This window comes from Variovorax sp. GW821-FHT10D07 (assembly GCF_059415325.1).
In genome coordinates this window covers 402,923-421,812 of sequence record NZ_JBWKMZ010000004.1, presented here as the reverse complement: position 1 = coordinate 421,812, position 18,890 = coordinate 402,923, and the positions used below count along the sequence as shown (strand labels likewise).

Genomic DNA, 18,890 nt, shown 5'->3' with positions numbered 1-18,890 from the left:
CGGGCCGGGTGCTCACCGGGCCAGCGCATCCATCTTGCGGATCGCCTTGCCCAGTTACTTGTAGTCCAGCGTGAAGGTCGCCATGCCGTTGGCCTGCCCCGGCGTCACGGTGTTGCCGGTCTGGAAATAGCGCGCGGTATAGGGCAGCACGTAGTCGCCGTCCTTCGACGGTCCCACCAGCGCGTCGTCGCCGTACTTCACCGGCACCTTCTGGCCATCGATGATCTGGATACCCACGCCGGTGGCGGTGGCCGAGCCGCTGGCCTGGCTGATGCGCAGCACGCCTGCGTCGCCGGCTGGATCGGGCGTGGCGTCCATGCGCAGGTAGACGGTGTTCTGCGTGCCGACTCCGGCGTTGCACTTGAGGCGGATGTTGAAGTTGCGCTCCGCCGCGGTCGTGCCCCGGCCCTTGAAGTCGCTCTGCGGCACCTTGCCGAACACCACCGGAATGTTCTTCGAGCCCGTGTCCACGAGGCAGCTGGGCGTGACGATGGTGATGGCGTCGCCGTCGACGCGGGTGGTCACGGCCGAGCCGCCCCGGTCGCCGGAATAGGTGGTGTAGATACCGCTGACCAGCGGGCCGCTGCCGGTGACGGGGGCGATCTTGTAGAGCTCGACCACGAAGTCCGCGTTGGTCGCGAACGATCCGAACGTGGTGGTGGTCGACAAGGTGTGCGGGTAGTACACGTCGGGCGGGTTGCCCCCCGTGGCCCGTCGCAGCAGGCGGATGCCGATGCCCGCCACGTTGGTGGCGAAGACTTTTTCCTTCCCCGACCACTCCGCGCCCACCGCCGCGGAATTGATGACGCCGAACAGGGTGCCACCGCCGGAGCAGGTGAATGGCGTGTTGTTCGAACCCGCCTGGTAGATGGGAAAGGTCTTGGCCGTGGTGATGAGGCTGCCCACGGGCAGGTCCGGGCTGACGACGATGCGTCCCATCACCATGTTGATGTTCTTCGGGACGTAGCCGCCCGCGGTGTTCAGCGAGCACAGGGCACTCGCCTCCTGCGCGGCCACCAGCAGCACGAGCCCGGCGATCAGCGAGGCGCCGCGGCGCAGCGGGGAGGAGAAGAACGCCTTCATCGCGCCCGACGGATTGCTGCGGTTCATTCCGCTCCCTTCTTCTTTGCTCGCGGCGCGAACAGCGCCGCACTGTCGACCGCGCTGCCGATGCACTGCCCCGTGAATTCGCGGATCGGCGGCGGATTGGCGTCCTCGGGCAGGGTGTAGGCCACCGTGCACTGGTCGTTCGCGCCCTGCCCCCAGCGCACCGTGAGGCTGCCGCTCTGGCCCGCGCCGGTCACGAAGGCCTGGCCGTCGGGGCCGACGATGCCGACCTCCTGGCCCGCCTCGTTCTCGATCTTCGAACCCAGCGGCAGCACGCGGCCCTTCGCGTCGCTCAGCGTCATCAGCAGGCGGAAGCCCACCGAGGTCTCGAACTTCGCGACCACCACGGCGCCGCGCGTGGGCACCACTTCCATTGCCGCGTTCTTCACCTCGACGGTGTCGCCGAGGTCGCCGGTGCGCAGCGCGAGGCGGTTGAGCCGGTACGGGCTCAGGTTCGGGATGACCGCATTGCCCGCGCTGTCGGTCGCCACGCCCGGCTGCGATTCGAAGCCCACGCCACCGGCCTTGGGCGCCTGCACCAGCGCGATGGTCTCGCCCAGCGGCTGCGACAGGGTGACGCCGCCGCCGTGCGCGAGCAGGCCGCCCGACATGCCGAAGGTGGTCTGGCCGTAGCCCTTGCCCTGCGAGTGGCCGACATCGAAGCGGCCCACGGGCGACAGGTAGCTCGCGCTGGCGCTGCCGCTCGAGCCCTGGCCGTCGGCGTTCGAGTGGCCCGCGGTGACGTTGTAGTTGAGCCGGCTGTCCTCGAAAGCGCTGCCGTAGACGCTGGCCTGCTGGTTGAGGCGCCCGTCGTTGTCGCGGCTCACGGTGTACTGCGCGCTGGCGCGCGTGTCGCCCAGCGGGATGCTGACCATCACCATGAGCTGCCGGCTGACCGGACGGATCGAGCCGGTGCTGAAGCTGTTGATGCCGCCGTTGTTGGTGCTGTAGTTGTAGAAGACGCTGTAGCCGAGCTGCTTGTAGCTGCCCGAGTAGCCGATCTGCACCAGCCGGTCCTTGGCGGGCGTGCCCCAGTAGGTCTGCTGGCGCGCCGAGGCGAACACCGAGCCCCAGCTGCCGATCTGCTGCGAGAGTTCGAAGCGCAGCTCGTTGCGGCGGCTGTTGAAGTTGTCGGGCAACAGCAGGCCCTGCATCTGCGCCGCTTCCTGGAAGGTGCGGTAGCCGCTGGTCGAGTAGCGGTAGCCGGCCACGCGGAAGTTGGTGCCCGAATCGACGAAGGCCTTCGAATAGAGGAAGCGCAGCGACTGGCCGTTGTAGGTCTTGTCGAAGCGATCGACGGTGCGCGCGGCCGAGAGGTCGAACGAGACGGCGCCGAAGGCGCGCATGTTCTTGCCCAGGCCCACCAGGCCCGACTGGTACTTGCGCGCGGCGATCAGGCCGCCGTACACCGAGTACTCGTCGGGCAGGCCGCGCGCCAGGGTGGCCTGCAGGAACACCGGCTCGGCCGGCACCTGGCTCGGCAGCAGCGGGTTGGTGTTCACGTTGTCGTAGCCGTTGCGGTACTTGCCCACGGTGGCCGAGTAGCGCCAGGTGCCCTCGCGCAGCAAGGTGGGCACGGCCGAGAAGGCCTGGGTGTACTTGGTCTGGCGGCCGTCGGCCTCGGTGATCGTGACCTCGAGGTCGCCGCTCGAGGCGGTGGGATACAGGTCGTCGAGCACGAAGGGCCCGGGCGCCACGAAGGTGCTGTAGACGATGTAGCCGTTCTGCCGCACGGTGACGCGCGCATTGGTCTGGGCGATGCCGCGGATCGTGGGCGCGTAGCCCTGCAGGCTGTCGGGCAGCATCGCGTCGTCGGAGGACACCTGCACGCCGCGGAACGGCAGGCTGTCGAAGAAGTTGCCGGGCGTGTTGCCGTCGCCGATCAGCAGCTGGCCGTTGATCGAGGCCAGGTCGCGCTGCGCATAGCTGGTGACGCCCTGCCAGCGGCTTCGGCCATCGAGGCCGCGGTTGTAGGTCGAGTAGTGGCGAAAGCGCCAGTCGCCCATGTTGAAGCCCGCCCGCACGCCCGCGAAGAAGGTGTTGCGCTGGAGCGTGTTGCGGTTGCGGTTGAACGGATCGGCGGCGTCGAAGACGTTGAGCTGCGGGTTGGTCAGCGGGGTGTCGTTGCGGTAGTTGCTGCCGCTGAAGCGCGAGTAGTTGAGCTGGTAGTCCAGCATGAAGGCGGTGATGCCCTTGTCCCACTTCTCGGGGCCCACGGCGCCGCGCGCGCTGCGCTTGAGCGCGGCCTGCGGAATGCTCAGGAACAGGCGCTGGCGCCCGGCGTCGTAGCTGAGCTTCGACTCGGGGATGGCGTTGACGAGGTCGATGCAGGCCTCGTCGGCGGCAGCGGCGATCGACGGGAACACCGCGACGTTCACGCCCCAGGTGTCGAGCAGGCCGCGCGTGAGGCAGGCCACCGCGTCGTTCGTGCCTTCCTTGTCCTCGAAGCGGACCTCGCTCTGGCCCACGCCGCGCTCGTTGAGCGAGACGTCGACGGTGTACTTGCCCGCGAGCACGCGGTTGCCGAACGAGAACAGCGAGAGGTCGGCATTGGGCTGGTCGCCGCCGATGCCGAGGAACTCCTCGTTGAAGCTCGAGGCGGCGAGCTGCTGCTTCTGCGCGACCGGCGGCTTCTGGGGCGCGGGCGCCTGCTCCTGCACCGGCGCGCCCTGCGCACCGTGCGTGCCGAGGGCCGCGAGCACCGCGGCGCACAGGCTCAGGCGGAACGGCGCGCGCAGGGCGCCGCCGGCCACCGGCGCGCGCCGGGTCGCTGAAAGGGACGGGATGCGGCGGCGCATGGCTTTTCGCCCTCGCGCCTCAGCGCTTCGCGCCGTCGGCTGCGACAGGAGCGAGCTCGGCCTTCACGGCCACCGGCGCATCGCCCGCGGGCACGCGCACCAGTTCCTCGGGCGTTTCGCCGCCGTAGTCGTTGAGCGTGGTGAAGTTGACCTGGATCGCCTGCGGCGCCTTCACCGCGGTCAGCGGATACACCGACTCGCCGAAGGGCGGCACCATGTCGGCGTTGATGTCCTGCTGGCCGCCGTTGATCTTCAGACCCGTGAAGGTCACGTGGTACGGCGTCGGGTTGCCGATCCTGAGCACCGCGCCCTGCGCGCCGCCGGCCACCGCCCACTGCAGCTGGCTGCGGGCCTCCTCGGACTTGCCGCCCAGGCTGGCGGGCCGGTAGAACAGCTTGATGCGGCTGCGCACCGCGATCTGCAGCACGTTCTCGTCCTTGGAGCGCTCGGGGATCTCCTTCACGTTGAGCCAGAACACCGTTTCGCGGTCGGCGGGCAGCTCGCCCGCCACGCGCATGATGCGCAGGATGTTCTCCATGCCGGGGTCCAGCCGCGACAGCGGCGGCGTGACCAGCATCGGGGTCTTGTTCTTGCCTTCGCCGGCGTCGATCCAGGCCTGGACCACGTAGGGCGAAGTGCCGGTGTTCTTCACCGGAATCGAGGCTTCGCGGTCCTTCTCGCCCAGGATGACGCGCGTGCCGCCGAGCATCACGCCCGCCGCGGCCGGCCATTGAAGGCAGAGCATCGCCACGATGCCCAGGGTCCAACGAATTCGATTCTTGCTGCACATACGACGGGTTCCTCGGTACGGCGGACGCTGGCGTCCAGGCGTACCCCAGCACGGCGGCGCACGCGGCGCACCGGCGGAAAAAAGACGGGTGATGGAAAAACCGGCCGATGCGGCGCGCCCACGCGAGGTCGCCGCGCCGCGTCGGTCCGGTGCGGAATCCAGCGGGCGCCTGGCGCAATGGACAGGGGCCGGATTCCGCGAAGGCGGCTTACTTGTAGTTGACCGTGAACTGGGCCGTGGAGTTGGCCGGACCGACCGTCACGGTGTCCTTGGTCGACACGTACACGGCCTGGAACTTCAGGGCGTTGTCGCCCTGGCCCAGAACGTATTGCGCCGATTCCGAGCCGAGCGGAATCTTGGTGGCAGCGGAATCACCCAGCTCGATGGCCACGCCCGAAGCGGTGGTCACGCCGACCTGGCCGGCATTCGCCAGGCGCAGGTTGGTGGCGTCGTCGAGGTCGGGCGTGCCGGTGAACGACACGGTCGCGCCCTTGGCGGTGGCGCCGCAGCCGAGCAGGTCGATGGTGAACTTCGACGGCGTGGCCTTCTTGCCCTTGCCGCCGTCGAGCACCGTGCGAGCGACCTTGCCCAGCGGCACGGTCATGTTCTGGCTGTTCGGCGAGATCGAGCAAGGTGCATCGACGATTTCGCCCGTGAAGTTGATGGTGCCGTCGGCAGCCATCGCGCCTTGCGACAGCGCAGCGGCGACAGCGGCCAGCGCCGCCAGCTTGAAGAATTTACGCATCTGAATTCCCTGGGATTGTTAACAAAAAGAACTACTTGCCTTGACAAGGCAGAGCGCAGTCTATTAACCAATTCCTAGGAGAAGAAGACGTTTTCGACTCAGTTGACAGTGGTTGACATTGTTAATTCAATGTTTGTGAACTAAACCCATTTGCAAACTTTTCGATACGAAAGTTTTGCCAAATACTACCGAGCTGACATCACTCGGTCGCCACCTGCAGCACCAATTTGCCGAAGTTGGCGCCGCTGAAGAGCCGGTTCAAGGCCTCGGGGAAGGTGTCGAGGCCCTGCACGATGTCTTCCTTGCTCTTCATGCGCCCATCCTTCAGGTAACCCGCCAGTTCGGCGATGGCCACGGGATAGCGGTCGGCGTAGTCGAACACCACGATGCCTTCCATGCGCGCCCGGTTCACCAGCAGGCTCAGGTAGTTGCGGGGGCCGGCCGCCGGCATGCTGTTGGCGTTGTTGTACTGGCTGATGGCGCCGCAGATGATGATGCGGGCCTTGCGCGCGATGCGCGCGAGCACGAGGTCGAGGATCTCGCCGCCGACGTTGTCGAAGTAGATGTCCACGCCCTTGGGGCAGTGCTGCTTGAGGCCGTCGCGCACCGCGGCGGCGCCGGCCTTGTAGTCGATGCAGGCATCGAAGCCCAGCTCCTTGACCACCCAGTCGCACTTGGCCTCGCCGCCCGCGATGCCGACCACGCGGCAGCCCTTGATCTTCGCGAGCTGGCCCACGGTCTGGCCGACCGCGCCGGCGGCGCCCGAGATCACGACGGTCTCGCCGGCCTTGGGCTGGCCCACGTCCATCAGGCCGAAGTAGCCGGTCATGCCGGGCATGCCCAGCACGTTGAGCCACTGGGTGATGCTGCCCACGCGCAGGTCGATCTTCACCAGGCCGTTGCGCTTGATCTCCTCCTGCGGGATCAGCATGTATTCCTGCACGTTGAGCGTGCCGTAGACGGTGTCGCCGACCGCGAACTGCGGGTTCTTCGAGGCGATGACGCGGCCGATGCCGCCGGCGCGCATCACGGCGCCGATCTCGACCGGCGGGATGTAGCTCTTGGCATCGTTGAGCCAGCCGCGCATGGCCGGGTCGAGCGACAGCGACAGCGTCTTGACCAGCACGCCGCCCTCGGCCGGCTCGGCCACGGGCTCGCTGCCGAAGCTCCAGTGCTCGCGCGTGGCGGCGGCCTCGGGACGCTTGGCGAGGCGGACCTGGTGGTTGACGAGTGCGGTGGTGTCGGTCATGAAGCGTCTCCTGGAGATGGGGCCGCGCCCCGGGGTGTGGCTGAGCGGCGCATGCTAGCCGCGCCGCGCGGGGCCGCGCGTAGCGCAGGCGACAGCCCGCCCTCCCCGCTCGGACCGCGTCAGCCCAGGCGCACCACGATCTGCAGGCCCGGCGACGCGTTGCGCACGCGCAGGCTGCCGCCATGCGCCTCGGCGATCAGCCGGCACAGGTACATGCCCAGGCCGACGCCGCCGGTGGCGCGCTGGCGCGCGCCGTCGGTGCGGTAGAAGGCCTCGGTCAGCCGCTCGAGCTGCGCCTCGTCCACGCCCGGACCGAAGTCGCGCACCTCGATCTCCACGCCCTGCGCCTGGCCCTCGAGCACCGCGCGCACCGACACGCTGGGCGGACGCGGCGCCTCGGTGCTGTAGCGCAGCGCGTTGTCCAGCAGGTTGCGCACCAGCAGGCGGATGCGCATGCGGTCGACCGAATGCGCCGGCAGGCCCTCGGCCAGGTCGAGGTGGACCTCGCGCGCGGCCGGCATCTCGGCCACGGTCTCGCGCACCAGCGCCGCGAGATCGATGCGCTCGCGCTGCAGCGCCGCATGCGGGCTCGCGAGCCGTTCGCTCTCGAGCAGGTCGCTGATCAGGTCGCGCATCTCGTTGAGGTCGCGCAGCAGCGCTTCGCGCTCGGCCCGGCCCTCGGCCGTGGCCGGCAGCAGCTCGGCATTGAGCCGCGCGCGCGTGAGCGGCGAGCGCAGCTCGTGGCTCAGCGCCAGCAGCAGCCCGCGCTTGGCATCGAGCATGGCCTGGATGTCGTGGGCCATGGTGTTGATGTGCTCCGCGAGATCGCCGATGTCGTCGTTGCGCCGCACCGGGATCGGCCGCTCGAAGTCGCCGCGGCCGAAGCGCTGCGCGCCGTCGCGGATGTCGATCAGCGGCCGCAGCAGCCGGCTCACGTAGGCATAGCCCAGCACCACGAGCAGCAGCAGCAGGCTCAGCGTGGCCCAGCCGGCCGCGCGCGGCGCGATCTGCCACAGCCGCGGCGCCCAGCCGAAGATCACGCGGTGGCCGTCGGCCGTGGGCCGGATGAACCACTTGTCGTTCCACATCGATTCGTCGTGGTCGCGCATCCAGCCGCCGCGCGTGCCGTGCTCGCCGGGGTTCGAGTCCCAGTTGACCGTCGGCCCGACGATGCGGATGGTGATCGGCAGGCGGTCGACCAGCGCCTGCGCGCGCGACACGTCGGGCGGCGTGCCGAGCTCGGCCACCAGCCGGTCGGCGTAGTCGACCAGCATCGGCTGCGCGGCCTCGGCCCAGCCGGTGGAGAAGGACTTCTTCATGCCCGCGAGGAACACGCCGGTCATGACCACCGCGAGCAGCACGAACATCATCACCAGCCGGATGCGCAGCGAGCGACGCCAGCGGCGCTTGCCCTGCACCTTCTCGTGCCACTGCGCATGCCACTGCCGGTGCAGCTCGTCGCGGCGGCAGGCGAAGGCATGCCACGCGCCCTCGCGATCGCGGCGTTCCCTGCGGCGGAAGTTCATGAAGAAGGCTCGCCGCGTGCCACGGCCAGCGCGTAGCCCGCGTTGCGCAGCGTCTTGATGCAGTCCAGCGGTTCGAGCTTCTTGCGCAGGCGGCTCACCACGATGTCGACCGCGCGCGTGTAGAGCTCGGCCTCGTGGCCGCGCAGCCGGTTGAGAATGTCGTCGCGGCTGAACACCTTGCCGGGCTCGGCCGCCAGCAGCGCCAGCAGCTCGAACTCGGTGCCGGTGAGGTCGACGCGCTCGCCCTGGCGCAGCACCAGGCGCCGGTCGAGGTCGATCGCCAGGCCGTCGAACACGCGCTGCTGCGACGAGGCGGCCGCGGGCGGTGCGACGCGCTGGCGCCGCAGGATGGTCTGCACGCGCGCCACGAGTTCGCGCGGCTCGAAGGGCTTGGGCACGTAGTCGTCGGCGCCGAGCTCGAGGCCGACCACGCGGTCCATCACCTCGCCGCGCGCGGTCAGCATCACGATCGGGATGTCGCTCTCCTTGCGGATCTCGCGGCACAGCGCGAAGCCGTCCATCTCGGGCAGCATGACATCGAGGATGGCGGCATCGAAGCTCTCGGCGCGCAGCCGCGCCAGGCCTTCGCTGGGCCGCACCGCGCTCTCGAGCGTGCAGCCGAAGCGCGCGAAGTAGCTCGCCAGCGGCGCGCCGAGGTGTTCGTCGTCGTCGATCAGCAGGATGCGCGGCATGGGCGGATTGTGCCTTCTGGCCATGAGCTGGCTGATGATCAACCCGCCCGGCATCGCACCGCCACGACGAGGCCGGCCGCGAGCGCGGCGAGCAGGACCAGGTGATACGCGACGTCGGGCACGGTCTGCGGCCCGATGCCGATCGCGATGGTGAACAGGCCGACCAGCGTGCCGAGCAGCGCGAAGCCCTGGGCGCGGATCGCGAACCAGCGCGTCCAGGCCGGGCGCAGCCAGCTCGCGACCGCCGCGCCCACCAGCACCAGCGCGATCACGGCCTCGGCCGTGCGTGCCTGCGCATGCGCGAAGCCGGGGATCAGCCGGCCCGCGTGCACGGCCGAGGCGGTGCCGAGCGCGAGCGCCTCGGCCAGCAGCCAGGTGCGCGCCACGGCGGGGCGCAGCACGGGCCGCACGACATCGTCGGGACGCGCGCTCACCAGGGGTCCTGCCTTCCGACGCGGCCCAGGTGCGTGAAGCCGAAGCCCGCTTCGTACTTGAGGCCGAAGCCCAGCGCGCGATCGAACGCGATGTGCGCGGCCCAGATCAGCGCCAGCGGCAGCGCGAAGGGCAACGCCACCAGCAGGCCCAGCGCGCCGATGCCCAGCGGCACCAGGTACGAGTGCGCGAGGTTGTAGACCCGCGCGCCGATGCGCGGCCCCGCCAGGTAGCCGAGCATCGACAGGTCGGGCAGCAGGAACAGCAGCGCGAACAGGCCCCAGCCGCCGCCGGTGCGGTCGTAGGCGATCAGCGCGCCCGCCAGCACGGCCAGCGCCTCGAGCCGCAGCGTGGTGCGCACGCCGCCGGTCGCGGCGCCTTCCTGCATCTCGGTCGCGGCATCGCTCGCGCGGCGCGCGGCCTGGCGCCGCAGCGCGATCAGGTCGCCCAGGTTCGGTTCGATGGTCTTCATGGTGTGCTCGCATCAGGTGGAGGGCGCCGGGCCCCGAAAGAAACGGAAGGCGGCCCCGGCCGAGGGACGGGGCCGCCGGTGCATCAGCCTTGGCGGCTCCAGCGGCGTCCGCCGCGCTCCATGAACTCGCGCACCTTCTGCTGCTGCGCGGGGTTCAGGTGGTCGAAGAAGTCGGCCGCCGCGGCGATGATCTCGGGGCTGCCGTTGCGCAGCGCCGCGGTCTTCTCGTCGACCAGGCGCGTGGCGCCGGCCTGGTCGAGCTTGTTGCCCGCGAACAGGGCGCGGAACTGCGAACGCGGATCGCCCGAGCCGTCGGCGCCGCGCAGGGCCTGGCGCTGCGCCTGCAGCTTCTCGGCCAGCACGGTGAGCTTCTGCTTCTGCGACGCATCGAGGTCGAGCTTGCTGCCCACGCGCTCGACCATCTTGGCGCGGAACTCGGCGCTGTCGCCGTTCCAGCCGTGGCGATGGCCGGCGCAGCCGGCGACGCTGCCGGCCACCACGGCGAGCCCGGCAAAACCGAAGAGCGTGCGTTTGATCCAGTGTTTCATGACGGGTCCTTGTGTGTGTTGGAGGAGGAAGCTCGATGGTGCTTTCGGGCCGCCTTCGCGTCCTTTCACCGCGGTATCGGCGTGTTTCGTTTTATTGCGACGCGAGGCCGGAGGGCCGAAACGAAAAAGCGACGCCGATGCGTCGCTTGTTTCCGGGGGCGCGCAGGGCCGCTTCGCTCAGAGCTTGCTGGCGTCGCGCAAGGCGGCGGCGCGTGCGTCCACCGGGTTCTGCAGCGTCGAGATCACCTTGCTGTTGACGCGCGAACCCGAGCTCACGTTCTGGTCGGGCGCGGCCGCGGTACGCACGGCCTCGGCGGCCACGCTGGCACGGTCGGTCGAGCGCGCCACGGTCTCGGGACCGCGCGAGCCGCGCGTCACGTTCTGGTTCGGTGCCGCGGCGGTGCGCACGGCTTCCTCGTTGATCTCGGCGCGGGTCTTGGCCGACACGGCCTGGTGCACGCCGTCATAGCTTTCGGCCTTGGCGCCCGCGGCGGCGAGCATGGCGAAGGAGGCGACGGCGACAGCCTGGGTCAGGGAGAGCTTCATGGATCGGGCCTTTCAGGGTTGGTGAAGAGAAGGCCTGATCGTGCTTGCCGGCGCGCGGCAAGTCCTTTCGCCGCGGTTTCGGCGTGTTTCGTTTTATTGCGGCGGGCTTGAAGCGCGCGGCGCTCAGCCCGCGAGCATGGCGGCGGGATCGTCCGAGTCGACCACCGAGCGCGCCCAGGCCTCGAGCTTGCTCGTGTCGGCGCGCAGCACCTCCTGCTTGACCGCGAGGATGCGCGAGGGATGCATCGAGAAGCTGCGCAGCCCCAGGCCCAGCAGCAGCCGCGTGAAGGCCACGTCGCCCGCCATCTCGCCGCACACCGCCACGGCCTTGCCCTGGCGCCGGCACTCGGCGATGGTGTCGGCCACCAGCTTCAGCACCGCCGGATGGGCCGGGTCGTAGAGGTGCGCCACCGACTCGTCGGCGCGATCGATCGCCAGCGTGTACTGGATCAGGTCGTTGGTGCCGATCGAGAGGAAGTCGAAGTGCTTCAGGAAGGTGCGCAGCGTGAGCGCCGCGGCCGGGATCTCGATCATGGCGCCGAGCTTCACGTGGCCGTGCACCGCACCGCGGTTGTCGAGCTCGGTGCGCGCGAGCGCGATCAGCGCCAGCGTCTGGCGGATCTCGCTCGCGTGCGCGAGCATCGGGATCAGCAGGTGGATCTCGCCGTGCGCGGCCGCGCGCAGGATGGCGCGCAACTGCGTGAGGAACATCGCGGGATCGGCCAGGCTCCAGCGGATGGCGCGCAGGCCGAGCGCGGGATTCAGGTGCTCCTGCTTGTTGGCGGACTTGTTGTCCAGCGGCTTGTCGGCGCCCACGTCGATGGTGCGGATGGTGACCGGCATGCCCTGCATGCCCTCGACCGCGCGCTTGTAGGCCTGGTACTGCTCCTCCTCGTTGGGCAGCCGCGTCTGGCGCGCCGACGACTCGCGGCCCATGAACAGGAACTCGCTGCGGAACAGGCCCACGCCGACCGCGCCGGCCTTCATCGCGCCCACCGTGTCCTCGGGCATCTCGATGTTGGCGAGCAGCTCGACACGCTGGCCGTCGAGCGTGACGGCCGGCTTGTGGCGCAGCCGCGCGAGGCGCCCACGCTCGAGGTCGCCCTGGCGCTGCTTGAAGCCGTACTCGGCCAGGATGATCGGCGAGGGATCGATGATCATCACGCCGGCATCGCCGTCGATGATGACCCAGTCGTCCTGCCGCACCAGCTGGCTCGCGGTGCGCGCGCCGACCACCGCCGGCACGTCCATGCTGCGCGCCACGATCGCGGTGTGCGAGGTGCGCCCGCCGACGTCGGTGACGAAGCCGGCGAACACGCTCTTCTTGAACTGCAGCATGTCGGCCGGCGAGAGATCGTGCGCGATCAGCACCAGCGGCACGTCGATGCCGTCGCCCGCGGTGAGGTCGTCGTCCTCGTCGGACGAGGCGCGCTTGCGCCGCGGCGGGCTCGGCGCCAGCACCGCGGCCGTGCCCTTCATGCGATGCAGCAGCCGCTCCACCACCTGCTCGAGGTCGGCCTTGCGCTCGCGCAGGTACTCGTCCTCCATCTCGTCGAACTGGCGCGCGATGACCTCGAGCTGCGTGGTCAGCGCCCATTCGGCGTTGTAGAGCCTCTCGCTGATCCAGTGCTTGACGCCGCCGCTCAGGGCCTCGTCCTGCAGCAGCATCTGGTGCACCTCGAGCAGCGCCGCGAGCTCGTGCGGCGCGTCGTTCGGGCCCATCTGCGCGACGTTGGTCTGCAGCTTGGCCAGCTCCTCGGCCACGGCGTTGCGCGCGGTGCGCACGCGATCGATCTCGGTCTCGATCTCCTCGGGCTTGATGAAGTAGTGGGCCACGTCGATGCGGCTCGACACCACCAGCACCGCGCGGCCGATGGCGATGCCACGGGCGACGGGAAGGCCGTGGACTGCGAAGGTCATGCGCGGTGGTCCTTATTCGCCTTCGCCGAACTTGTCGTCCATCAACTGGACGATGGCATTGAGGGCTTCTTCCTCCTGCGGGCCGTTGGTCTCGAGCTCGACGGTCGAGCCGAGCCCGGCGGCCAGCATCATCACGCCCATGATGCTCTTGGCGTTGATGCGGCGGTCGCCGCGCGAGAGCCACACCTCGCAGGGAAAGCTGCCTGCGAGCTTGGTCAGCTTGGCCGATGCGCGTGCATGCAGTCCCAGCTTATTGCTGATGGTCACGGATTTCTTGATCACTGTGCTTTCTCTTGGCCTGGTTCTGCGGTGCCGCCACCGCCACTTGCATCACGCCCGCGGTGCCGCCGGCGATGGCGCGCTGCACGAGCACGTCGAGCGGCTCGTGCCGGTAGGTCACGGCACGCAGCAGCATCGGAAGATTGACGCCCGCCACGAGCCGCGAGCGAACGCCGTCCACGAGCTTCTGCGCCACGTTGCAAGGCGTGGCGCCGAACACGTCGGCCAGCACCAGCACCTGCACGCGCGGCCCGTGGAGCTGCTGCGCGAGCGTGATGCGCGCGGCCGCCAGGGTTTCCTCGGGCGGCACGTTGGGCAGCACGTCGAGCGCGACGATGGCGTTCTCGCTGTCGGGAAACACATGCAGCGCGCACTTTCGCAACGCTTGTGCGAAAGGCGAATGGGCAATGATGAGGATGCTGTTCATGCGGCTCGGGGGACGGCGCGTCGATTATGCGGGGGCGCCCGGAGGAAGTAGATATACGACATAACGCAGCACCCCAGCAGGATGGCCATTGCGCCACGGAAAGCGTCCACGGTGTCGAGGCCGGCGCGCACGAACAGGTCGATCAGCAGGCCCACGCCCCACTGCACCACGAACACGCCGACGAAGATCACGAGGTTGTAGGCCGACAGCGCGCGGCCCGCGAGCGCCGGCGGCAGCGCCATCGCCACGGCCGGCTGGGCCAGCGTGACCACCGTGCAGAGGCACAGGAAAACCGCCCACGTTCCCGTGCCCGCACGCGGCCCCGCTATCAAAACAATAGCCATGAACAGCAGCGAGAACGGCAGGCCCCAGGCCATGAGCCGATCCGCCGCAATGCCGCGCTGCGCGAGCCTGGGATTGGCCACGCCCCAGAGCCAGTAGGTGGCGAGCAGCACCAGGCTGATGGCGAACAGCGCCTCGGCCGCGCGCAGCGGCGTGTAGCCCGACACCCGCGTGAGCCAGGGCACGGCCCACAGCGACTGCATCGCGATGAAGCCGCCGTAATGGAAGAAGCCGATCGGCGCGAGCTTGCGGAAGAAGGGATCGCGCCAGACGGCGGCGTAGCTGCCGCCTTCGTCGGGAGCCGCCACCGGCGCGGCGGGTGCCTGGCGCCACGAGGGCGCGACCCAGGCGATCAGCAGCATCGACACGATCACGCCCGCGCCCAGCAGCGAGAACAGCGCGCGCCAGCCGACCAGCGGCACCAGCCATTGCACCGGCAGCGTCGCGCCGACCAGCCCGAACGACCCGACCATCAGCATCCACGAATTGCTGCGCAGCTGCATCGCCGGCGAGAGCCAGCGCCGGTAGCCGGTGAGCGGCGCCATCAGGCAGGCGCTGACGCCCACGCCGGTGAGCACGCGCGCGGCCAGCAGCAGCGAGAAATGCGTGGCGACCGAGAACAGCAGGCAGCCGGCCACCGCCACGCCGAGAAAGGCCACCACCACGCGCTTGGGGCCGTGGCGGTCGAGCCAGGCGCCCATCGGCAGCTGCGTGAACGCAAAGCCGAGGAAGTAGCCGCCCGCGAGCAGGCCGAGGTCGCGCGACTCGAGGTCGAACTCGTCGGTGAGCGTGGGCGACAGGGTGGCCGTGATCGCGCGCACCAGGGTCGAGAGGAAGTACGCGAAGGCGAAGGCCAGGAAGACGCCGGCGACGCGGCGCCGGCCGCCGAGCGTGCCCTCGCTCATCGCGCGGCCGCCAGGAGCGCCGCGCCGAGGCCGCGGGGGCGGCTCATGGCAGCCGCAGGCCTTCGAAGAAGGTCTTGGCAGCCTCGTCCGACGATGGCCGGCCCAGCACCATCGCCTGGTAGAGCGAGACGGCGCCCGGCGGCGTCGAGCGGGTCTCGGTCTGGGCGAACCACAGCACCTGCAGCGGCTGGCCCGTGGGCGTGGCCGGCGCATCGAGCCGCAGCGGCGCGGGCGTGGCGGCGGCGCGCGGCACCGTGGCCGGCGCCTCGGTGGTGGCCGCGCCCTGCAGCTGCTCGCGCGTGGCGAGCTGCCAGGCACGCAGCCAGCTCTCGGCCTGGGCGGCGTCGGCGGCGGTGGCATGCGCGATCGCGAAGGTGGCGCCGCCGGCCTCGCAACCGGCCATGTCGACCTGCACCGATTCGGCGCCCAGCGGCTGCGCGCGGGTGGCGCGGTCGGCCTTGCAGGGCAGCAGCGCGACCAGGCCGGCCTCGGCCACCGGGACTTCGCGCCAGTTGAAGGTCGGGCTGCAGGCCGCGAGGACGAGGACCGCGGCGGCGGCGCAGGAGGCGCGCGCGCGACGGCGAAGACGGGAGGTGGGCTGCGGCATGGGGACCGGATTATCGATCCGCCGTTCCACGGGGACTGTCGCGCGCGCCAGCACGTTCGAACGTGCGGAACTAGAATCGCGCCGCCCCACTCAGTCAGCAGCCATGAAAAAGTACGTTATCGCAGCCGCCGTTGCCGTCGCCCTGGCCACCGGCGTGGGGGTGTACCTCGGCTCGGGCACCACCGCGGCGCCCGCCTCGACCTTCGTGCTGCTCGACGGCACCAGGAAGAGCACCGAGGACCTCAAGGGCAAGGTCACGCTGGTCAACTTCTGGGCCACGAGCTGCGTGACCTGCGTCGGCGAGATGCCCAAGGTGATCGCCACCTACGACAAGTACAAGGCGCGCGGCTACGACACGCTGGCGGTGGCCATGAGCTACGACCCGCCGAGCTACGTCGTCAATTTCGCCGAAACCCGCAAGCTGCCGTTCAAGGTGGCGATCGACAACACCGGCAGCGTGGCGCAGGCCTGGGGCGACGTGAAGCTCACGCCGACCACCTACCTCGTGAACAAGCAGGGCCAGATCGTCAAGCGCTACGTGGGCGAGCCCGATTTCGCCGAACTGCACAAGCTGATCGAGAAGCTGCTGGCCGAGGCCTGAGCCCTCCCCCACCCATCAAAAAGGCGCTGCCCGTGACCGGGCAGCGCCTTTTTCGTTGGGGCAAGCGATGGCGGATCAGCGGTCGCGGAAGGTGTCGTGGCAGGCCTTGCAGCTCGCGGCGGTCGGGCCGAACTGGGCCTTGAGCGCATCGATGTTGCCGGCCTTGGCGGCCACCAGCAGCTTGCCGGTTTCGGCGATCAGCTTGTCCTGGTGCTCCTTGAACTTGGGCGCTTCCTTCCAGACCTCGGGCTTGGCCTTGCCGCCCTCGGTGCCGGCGCCGAAGCCGGCCCAGGGCAGCTTCGCCATGTCGGCCACCACCTCGGCATTGGCCGCGGCGGCGGCCGCGTCGTAGGGCGCGCGGCCGTTGGCCATGGCGCCCAGGCGGCCGAAATGCTGCGACATGACGAACAGCGCGCTCTGGCGGTACTTGATGGCGTCTTCAGGCTTCGCGAACTGGGCCGCGGCCGGCAGGGTGGTGGCGGCGCAGGCGGCGGCCAGCGCGAAGGTGGCGAGTCGGATCATCGTGGTCCTTCTGACATGTGGGAATCGTGGGTGATGCCGTCGGGCGCGGCACCTGCGCGGCAGTGTAGGGGCAGGCCGGTCGGCTCGCATAGCAACAACCCGATGGAACGGGCGGCTCGGACTTTGCTAATCTGCGCCTTCCGCAGCCATGCGCTCCCCCCACCTTCGATGACCGACTCCCCCGCGGCCGCGGCGTCCCGCCAGGCCACCCGAACGCGCGTCTGGGACCTGCCGACCCGGCTGTTCCACTGGGCCCTGGCCGCCGCCGTGATCGGGCTGATCGCCACCGGCCTCGGCGGCATCATGGAATGGCATTTCCGGCTCGGCTACACGTTGCTCGCGCTGCTGCTGTTCCGGCTGGTCTGGGGCTTCGTCGGCGGGCGCTGGTCGCGCTTCGCGGCCTTCGTCTATGCGCCGGGCTCGGTCCTCGCCTACCTGCGCGGCCGCGCCCATCCCGATCACCTGATCGGCCACACGCCGCTGGGCGCGCTGTCGGTGTTCGCGGTGCTCGCGATCCTGGCGCTGCAGGTGGCGACCGGCCTCGTGGCCGACGACGAGATCTCGGCCGCCGGGCCGCTCACGCGCTTCGTCTCGGGCGATCTCGTGAGCCTGGCTACGGGCTGGCACAGCACGCAAGGCAAGTGGATCGTGATCGCGCTCGCGAGCCTGCACGTGCTCGCGGTGCTGTTCTACGTGGTGGTGAAGCGCCACAGGATGGTCGCGCCGATGGTGTCGGGCGACAAGGACATCGCCGCCGCCGACCGTGCCGCGCCCGCCGCCGGCAGCCGCGACGACGCCGCGTCGCGTGGCTTCGCGCTGGTGCTCGCGCTGCTGTGCGCGGGCGTCGCGTACTGGGTTTCATCGTTGCGCGCATGAGCTCATCCGTCTCACGCCCCCTGCCGCTGTCGGACACGCCGGCCGTCGTGCTGCTCACGCCCGACGAGGCCCACGAACTCGAGGCCGCGCGCCTCATCTTCCGCGACTACGCCGCCTCGCTGGGCATCGATCTCGACTTCCAGAATTTCGACCAGGAACTGGCCGCGCTGCCGGGCGAATACGTCGAGCCGCGCGGCACGCTGCTGCTGGCGCTGGTCGATCCGGCGCACGTCAAGGACGAGGCAGGCCGCGCCACGCCCACGCTGGTGCGCGCCGATGGGCGGATCGCGCACGTGGCCGGCTGCTGCGCGCTGCGGCCGCTCGACAGCGCAGATTACGTGAATGCGGCGGAGATGAAGCGCCTGTACGTGCGCCCGGGCTTTCGCGGCCTGGGGCTGGGCCGCCAGCTCGCCGAGGCGATCCTCGACGCGGCGCGTGGCGCGGGCTACGGCTGCGTGCTGCTCGACACGCTCGACGAGATGGAGTCGGCGCGTGCCCTCTACGAGGACCTGGGCTTCGCCGAGGTGCCGCCCTTCTATCACAACCCCATTGCGGGGGCGCACTACCTGAAGGTGGACCTGTAGGCGAGGAACGGTCCGCGGGGCGGACCGTTCTCGTTGGACCTGCCGCTCAGCCCTTGGCTTGCGCCAGCAGCGTTTCGGCGTTGCTGACTTCGAACTTGCCCGGTGCCTCGACGTTGAGCGTCGCGACCTTGCCGTCCTTCACGAGCATCGAGTAGCGGTTGCTGCGCAGGCCCATGCCGCGGCCCGTGAGGTCCAGCGTGAGGCCCGTGGCCTTGGCGAAATCGGCGCTGCCGTCGGCCAGCATGCGCACCTTGGTGCCGGTCTTCTGGTCGCGCGCCCAGGCGCCCATCACGAAGGCGTCGTTCACGCTCACGCACCAGATCTCGTCCACGCCCGCGGCCTTGAAGTCGTCGAAGTGCTGCACGTAGCCCGGCACGTGCTTGGCCGAGCAGGTGGGCGTGAAGGCGCCCGGCAGCGCGAACAGAGCGATGGTCTTGCCAGCCGTTGCCTTGCTCACGTCGACGGGGTTCGGGCCGATGCTGCAGCCTTCGCCCTCGACTTCCGAGTACTCCTGCAGGGTGGCCGAGGGAAGGGTGTCGCCGACTTTGATCATTTGAAAGTGCTCCTGGAAAAAGAAAAACGGCCCACATTGTGGGCCGTTTCGCGATGGACTGCCGGCCACCTCGCGGGGCTGGCGAACCAGAGGGGGATCAGACCAGGACGGCCTTCTCGACCAGACGGGTCACGACCCAGTTCTTGGTCTTCGAGATCGGACGGCTTTCCGTGATCTCGATGGTGTCGCCCAGCTTGTACTCGCCCTTTTCGTCATGGGCGTGGTACTTGCTCGTCTTGGCCACGATCTTGCCGTAGAGCTCGTGCTTCACACGGCGCTCGACCAGCACGGTCACGGTCTTGGCACGCTTGTCGCTGACCACCTTGCCGATCAAGGTGCGCTTGAGGGATTTTTTAGCTTCCGTCATGT

At 69.6% G+C, this 18,890-nt stretch carries 22 protein-coding genes; 3 read left to right on the top strand and 19 right to left on the bottom strand.

The window, feature by feature from the left end; translation table 11 throughout:
* Positions 1-54: 54 nt before the first annotated feature.
* The 16 genes from AC07PU_RS16455 to AC07PU_RS16380 form a co-directional block, all read right to left on the bottom strand.
* On the bottom strand, positions 55-1,110 hold the full coding sequence (locus tag AC07PU_RS16455; protein ID WP_093350262.1) for a fimbrial protein: 1,056 nt from the start codon (positions 1,108-1,110) through the stop codon (positions 55-57).
* Complete coding sequence (locus AC07PU_RS16450; protein WP_495318818.1) at positions 1,107-3,905, bottom strand: fimbria/pilus outer membrane usher protein; 2,799 nt, start codon at positions 3,903-3,905, stop codon at positions 1,107-1,109. The genes AC07PU_RS16455 and AC07PU_RS16450 overlap by 4 nt, the downstream gene beginning before the upstream one ends.
* A gap of 19 nt (positions 3,906-3,924) precedes the next feature.
* On the bottom strand, positions 3,925-4,650 hold the full coding sequence (locus tag AC07PU_RS16445) for a fimbrial biogenesis chaperone (RefSeq protein WP_296777851.1): 726 nt from the start codon (positions 4,648-4,650) through the stop codon (positions 3,925-3,927).
* A 253-nt stretch (positions 4,651-4,903) separates the two neighbouring features.
* Positions 4,904-5,440 carry a fimbrial protein gene (locus AC07PU_RS16440; RefSeq protein WP_093350252.1) on the bottom strand — a complete coding sequence of 179 codons (537 nt, stop codon included), beginning with the start codon at positions 5,438-5,440 and terminating at the stop codon, positions 4,904-4,906.
* 199 nt (positions 5,441-5,639) lie between these two features.
* Complete coding sequence (locus tag AC07PU_RS16435) at positions 5,640-6,689, bottom strand: NADP-dependent oxidoreductase (RefSeq protein ID WP_093350249.1); 1,050 nt, start codon at positions 6,687-6,689, stop codon at positions 5,640-5,642.
* 119 nt (positions 6,690-6,808) lie between these two features.
* Complete coding sequence (locus AC07PU_RS16430) at positions 6,809-8,215, bottom strand: HAMP domain-containing sensor histidine kinase (protein WP_296777850.1); 1,407 nt, start codon at positions 8,213-8,215, stop codon at positions 6,809-6,811.
* A complete protein-coding gene (locus tag AC07PU_RS16425) occupies positions 8,212-8,907 on the bottom strand; it encodes a response regulator transcription factor (RefSeq protein ID WP_093350245.1) in 696 nt (231 codons plus the stop codon). The genes AC07PU_RS16430 and AC07PU_RS16425 overlap by 4 nt, the downstream gene beginning before the upstream one ends.
* Before the next feature lie 38 nt (positions 8,908-8,945).
* Positions 8,946-9,341, bottom strand: a complete 396-nt coding sequence (locus AC07PU_RS16420) for a hypothetical protein (RefSeq protein ID WP_256222825.1) — start codon at positions 9,339-9,341, stop codon at positions 8,946-8,948.
* Positions 9,338-9,811 carry a DUF4260 domain-containing protein gene (locus AC07PU_RS16415; RefSeq protein WP_495318813.1) on the bottom strand — a complete coding sequence of 158 codons (474 nt, stop codon included), beginning with the start codon at positions 9,809-9,811 and terminating at the stop codon, positions 9,338-9,340. The genes AC07PU_RS16420 and AC07PU_RS16415 overlap by 4 nt, the downstream gene beginning before the upstream one ends.
* A gap of 83 nt (positions 9,812-9,894) precedes the next feature.
* Positions 9,895-10,359 carry a Spy/CpxP family protein refolding chaperone gene (locus AC07PU_RS16410; protein WP_093350236.1) on the bottom strand — a complete coding sequence of 155 codons (465 nt, stop codon included), beginning with the start codon at positions 10,357-10,359 and terminating at the stop codon, positions 9,895-9,897.
* Between the two features lie 177 nt (positions 10,360-10,536).
* Entirely contained in the window at positions 10,537-10,905 is a 369-nt protein-coding gene (locus tag AC07PU_RS16405) for a DUF4148 domain-containing protein (RefSeq protein WP_495318811.1), read from the bottom strand.
* 123 nt (positions 10,906-11,028) lie between these two features.
* Positions 11,029-12,825: a phosphoenolpyruvate--protein phosphotransferase gene (ptsP, locus tag AC07PU_RS16400; RefSeq protein WP_093350231.1), complete on the bottom strand. Its 1,797-nt coding sequence runs from the start codon at positions 12,823-12,825 to the stop codon at positions 11,029-11,031.
* 12 nt (positions 12,826-12,837) lie between these two features.
* Positions 12,838-13,107 (bottom strand): HPr family phosphocarrier protein, encoded by a 270-nt coding sequence (locus tag AC07PU_RS16395; protein WP_209546125.1) that lies wholly within the window; start codon positions 13,105-13,107, stop codon positions 12,838-12,840.
* Positions 13,076-13,531: a PTS sugar transporter subunit IIA gene (locus AC07PU_RS16390; protein WP_093350228.1), complete on the bottom strand. Its 456-nt coding sequence runs from the start codon at positions 13,529-13,531 to the stop codon at positions 13,076-13,078. The genes AC07PU_RS16395 and AC07PU_RS16390 overlap by 32 nt, the downstream gene beginning before the upstream one ends.
* Positions 13,528-14,778, bottom strand: a complete 1,251-nt coding sequence (locus AC07PU_RS16385; RefSeq protein WP_495318807.1) for an MFS transporter — start codon at positions 14,776-14,778, stop codon at positions 13,528-13,530. Before AC07PU_RS16385 ends, AC07PU_RS16390 begins: the two co-directional genes overlap by 4 nt.
* Before the next feature lie 43 nt (positions 14,779-14,821).
* A complete protein-coding gene (locus AC07PU_RS16380; RefSeq protein ID WP_208510584.1) occupies positions 14,822-15,385 on the bottom strand; it encodes a hypothetical protein in 564 nt (187 codons plus the stop codon).
* 103 nt (positions 15,386-15,488) lie between these two features.
* Between AC07PU_RS16380 and AC07PU_RS16375 the strand changes: the two genes are divergently transcribed.
* Complete coding sequence (locus AC07PU_RS16375; protein WP_208510583.1) at positions 15,489-15,986, top strand: TlpA family protein disulfide reductase; 498 nt, start codon at positions 15,489-15,491, stop codon at positions 15,984-15,986.
* 75 nt (positions 15,987-16,061) lie between these two features.
* Here AC07PU_RS16375 and AC07PU_RS16370 read toward each other — a convergent pair whose 3' ends face one another.
* Positions 16,062-16,508, bottom strand: a complete 447-nt coding sequence (locus tag AC07PU_RS16370; RefSeq protein ID WP_208510582.1) for a c-type cytochrome — start codon at positions 16,506-16,508, stop codon at positions 16,062-16,064.
* Positions 16,509-16,676: 168 nt separating this feature from the next.
* On the opposite strand from AC07PU_RS16370, the gene AC07PU_RS16365 reads away from it, so the two are divergent.
* Positions 16,677-17,384 carry a cytochrome b/b6 domain-containing protein gene (locus AC07PU_RS16365; RefSeq protein ID WP_495318803.1) on the top strand — a complete coding sequence of 236 codons (708 nt, stop codon included), beginning with the start codon at positions 16,677-16,679 and terminating at the stop codon, positions 17,382-17,384.
* Complete coding sequence (locus AC07PU_RS16360) at positions 17,381-17,968, top strand: GNAT family N-acetyltransferase (RefSeq protein WP_208510580.1); 588 nt, start codon at positions 17,381-17,383, stop codon at positions 17,966-17,968. Before AC07PU_RS16365 ends, AC07PU_RS16360 begins: the two co-directional genes overlap by 4 nt.
* Positions 17,969-18,014: 46 nt before the next feature.
* Here the strand turns inward: AC07PU_RS16360 and AC07PU_RS16355 are convergent, their stop codons facing one another.
* Both AC07PU_RS16355 and rpsQ read right to left on the bottom strand, forming a co-directional pair.
* Complete coding sequence (locus AC07PU_RS16355; protein WP_495318801.1) at positions 18,015-18,521, bottom strand: peroxiredoxin; 507 nt, start codon at positions 18,519-18,521, stop codon at positions 18,015-18,017.
* Positions 18,522-18,618: 97 nt separating this feature from the next.
* On the bottom strand, positions 18,619-18,888 hold the full coding sequence (gene rpsQ / locus AC07PU_RS16350; protein WP_015867662.1) for a 30S ribosomal protein S17: 270 nt from the start codon (positions 18,886-18,888) through the stop codon (positions 18,619-18,621).
* Between the last annotated feature and the right edge of the window lie 2 nt (positions 18,889-18,890).

What these genes read in the sequence shown, in the direction of transcription:
- AC07PU_RS16455 (WP_093350262.1), bottom strand. Translation starts at nt 1,110, where the DNA reads ATGAACCGCAGCAATCCGTCGGGCGCGATGAAGGCGTTCTTCTCCTCC.
- AC07PU_RS16450 (WP_495318818.1), bottom strand. Translation starts at nt 3,905, where the DNA reads ATGCGCCGCCGCATCCCGTCCCTTTCAGCGACCCGGCGCGCGCCGGTG.
- AC07PU_RS16445 (WP_296777851.1), bottom strand. Translation starts at nt 4,650, where the DNA reads ATGCTCTGCCTTCAATGGCCGGCCGCGGCGGGCGTGATGCTCGGCGGC.
- AC07PU_RS16440 (WP_093350252.1), bottom strand. Translation starts at nt 5,440, where the DNA reads ATGCGTAAATTCTTCAAGCTGGCGGCGCTGGCCGCTGTCGCCGCTGCG.
- AC07PU_RS16435 (WP_093350249.1), bottom strand. Translation starts at nt 6,689, where the DNA reads ATGACCGACACCACCGCACTCGTCAACCACCAGGTCCGCCTCGCCAAG.
- AC07PU_RS16430 (WP_296777850.1), bottom strand. Translation starts at nt 8,215, where the DNA reads ATGAACTTCCGCCGCAGGGAACGCCGCGATCGCGAGGGCGCGTGGCAT.
- AC07PU_RS16425 (WP_093350245.1), bottom strand. Translation starts at nt 8,907, where the DNA reads ATGCCGCGCATCCTGCTGATCGACGACGACGAACACCTCGGCGCGCCG.
- AC07PU_RS16415 (WP_495318813.1), bottom strand. Translation starts at nt 9,811, where the DNA reads ATGAAGACCATCGAACCGAACCTGGGCGACCTGATCGCGCTGCGGCGC.
- AC07PU_RS16410 (WP_093350236.1), bottom strand. Translation starts at nt 10,359, where the DNA reads ATGAAACACTGGATCAAACGCACGCTCTTCGGTTTTGCCGGGCTCGCC.
- AC07PU_RS16405 (WP_495318811.1), bottom strand. Translation starts at nt 10,905, where the DNA reads ATGAAGCTCTCCCTGACCCAGGCTGTCGCCGTCGCCTCCTTCGCCATG.
- ptsP (WP_093350231.1), bottom strand. Translation starts at nt 12,825, where the DNA reads ATGACCTTCGCAGTCCACGGCCTTCCCGTCGCCCGTGGCATCGCCATC.
- AC07PU_RS16390 (WP_093350228.1), bottom strand. Translation starts at nt 13,531, where the DNA reads ATGAACAGCATCCTCATCATTGCCCATTCGCCTTTCGCACAAGCGTTG.
- AC07PU_RS16385 (WP_495318807.1), bottom strand. Translation starts at nt 14,778, where the DNA reads ATGAGCGAGGGCACGCTCGGCGGCCGGCGCCGCGTCGCCGGCGTCTTC.
- AC07PU_RS16380 (WP_208510584.1), bottom strand. Translation starts at nt 15,385, where the DNA reads ATGCCGCAGCCCACCTCCCGTCTTCGCCGTCGCGCGCGCGCCTCCTGC.
- AC07PU_RS16375 (WP_208510583.1), top strand. Translation starts at nt 15,489, where the DNA reads ATGAAAAAGTACGTTATCGCAGCCGCCGTTGCCGTCGCCCTGGCCACC.
- AC07PU_RS16370 (WP_208510582.1), bottom strand. Translation starts at nt 16,508, where the DNA reads ATGATCCGACTCGCCACCTTCGCGCTGGCCGCCGCCTGCGCCGCCACC.
- AC07PU_RS16365 (WP_495318803.1), top strand. Translation starts at nt 16,677, where the DNA reads ATGACCGACTCCCCCGCGGCCGCGGCGTCCCGCCAGGCCACCCGAACG.
- AC07PU_RS16360 (WP_208510580.1), top strand. Translation starts at nt 17,381, where the DNA reads ATGAGCTCATCCGTCTCACGCCCCCTGCCGCTGTCGGACACGCCGGCC.
- AC07PU_RS16355 (WP_495318801.1), bottom strand. Translation starts at nt 18,521, where the DNA reads ATGATCAAAGTCGGCGACACCCTTCCCTCGGCCACCCTGCAGGAGTAC.
- rpsQ (WP_015867662.1), bottom strand. Translation starts at nt 18,888, where the DNA reads ATGACGGAAGCTAAAAAATCCCTCAAGCGCACCTTGATCGGCAAGGTG.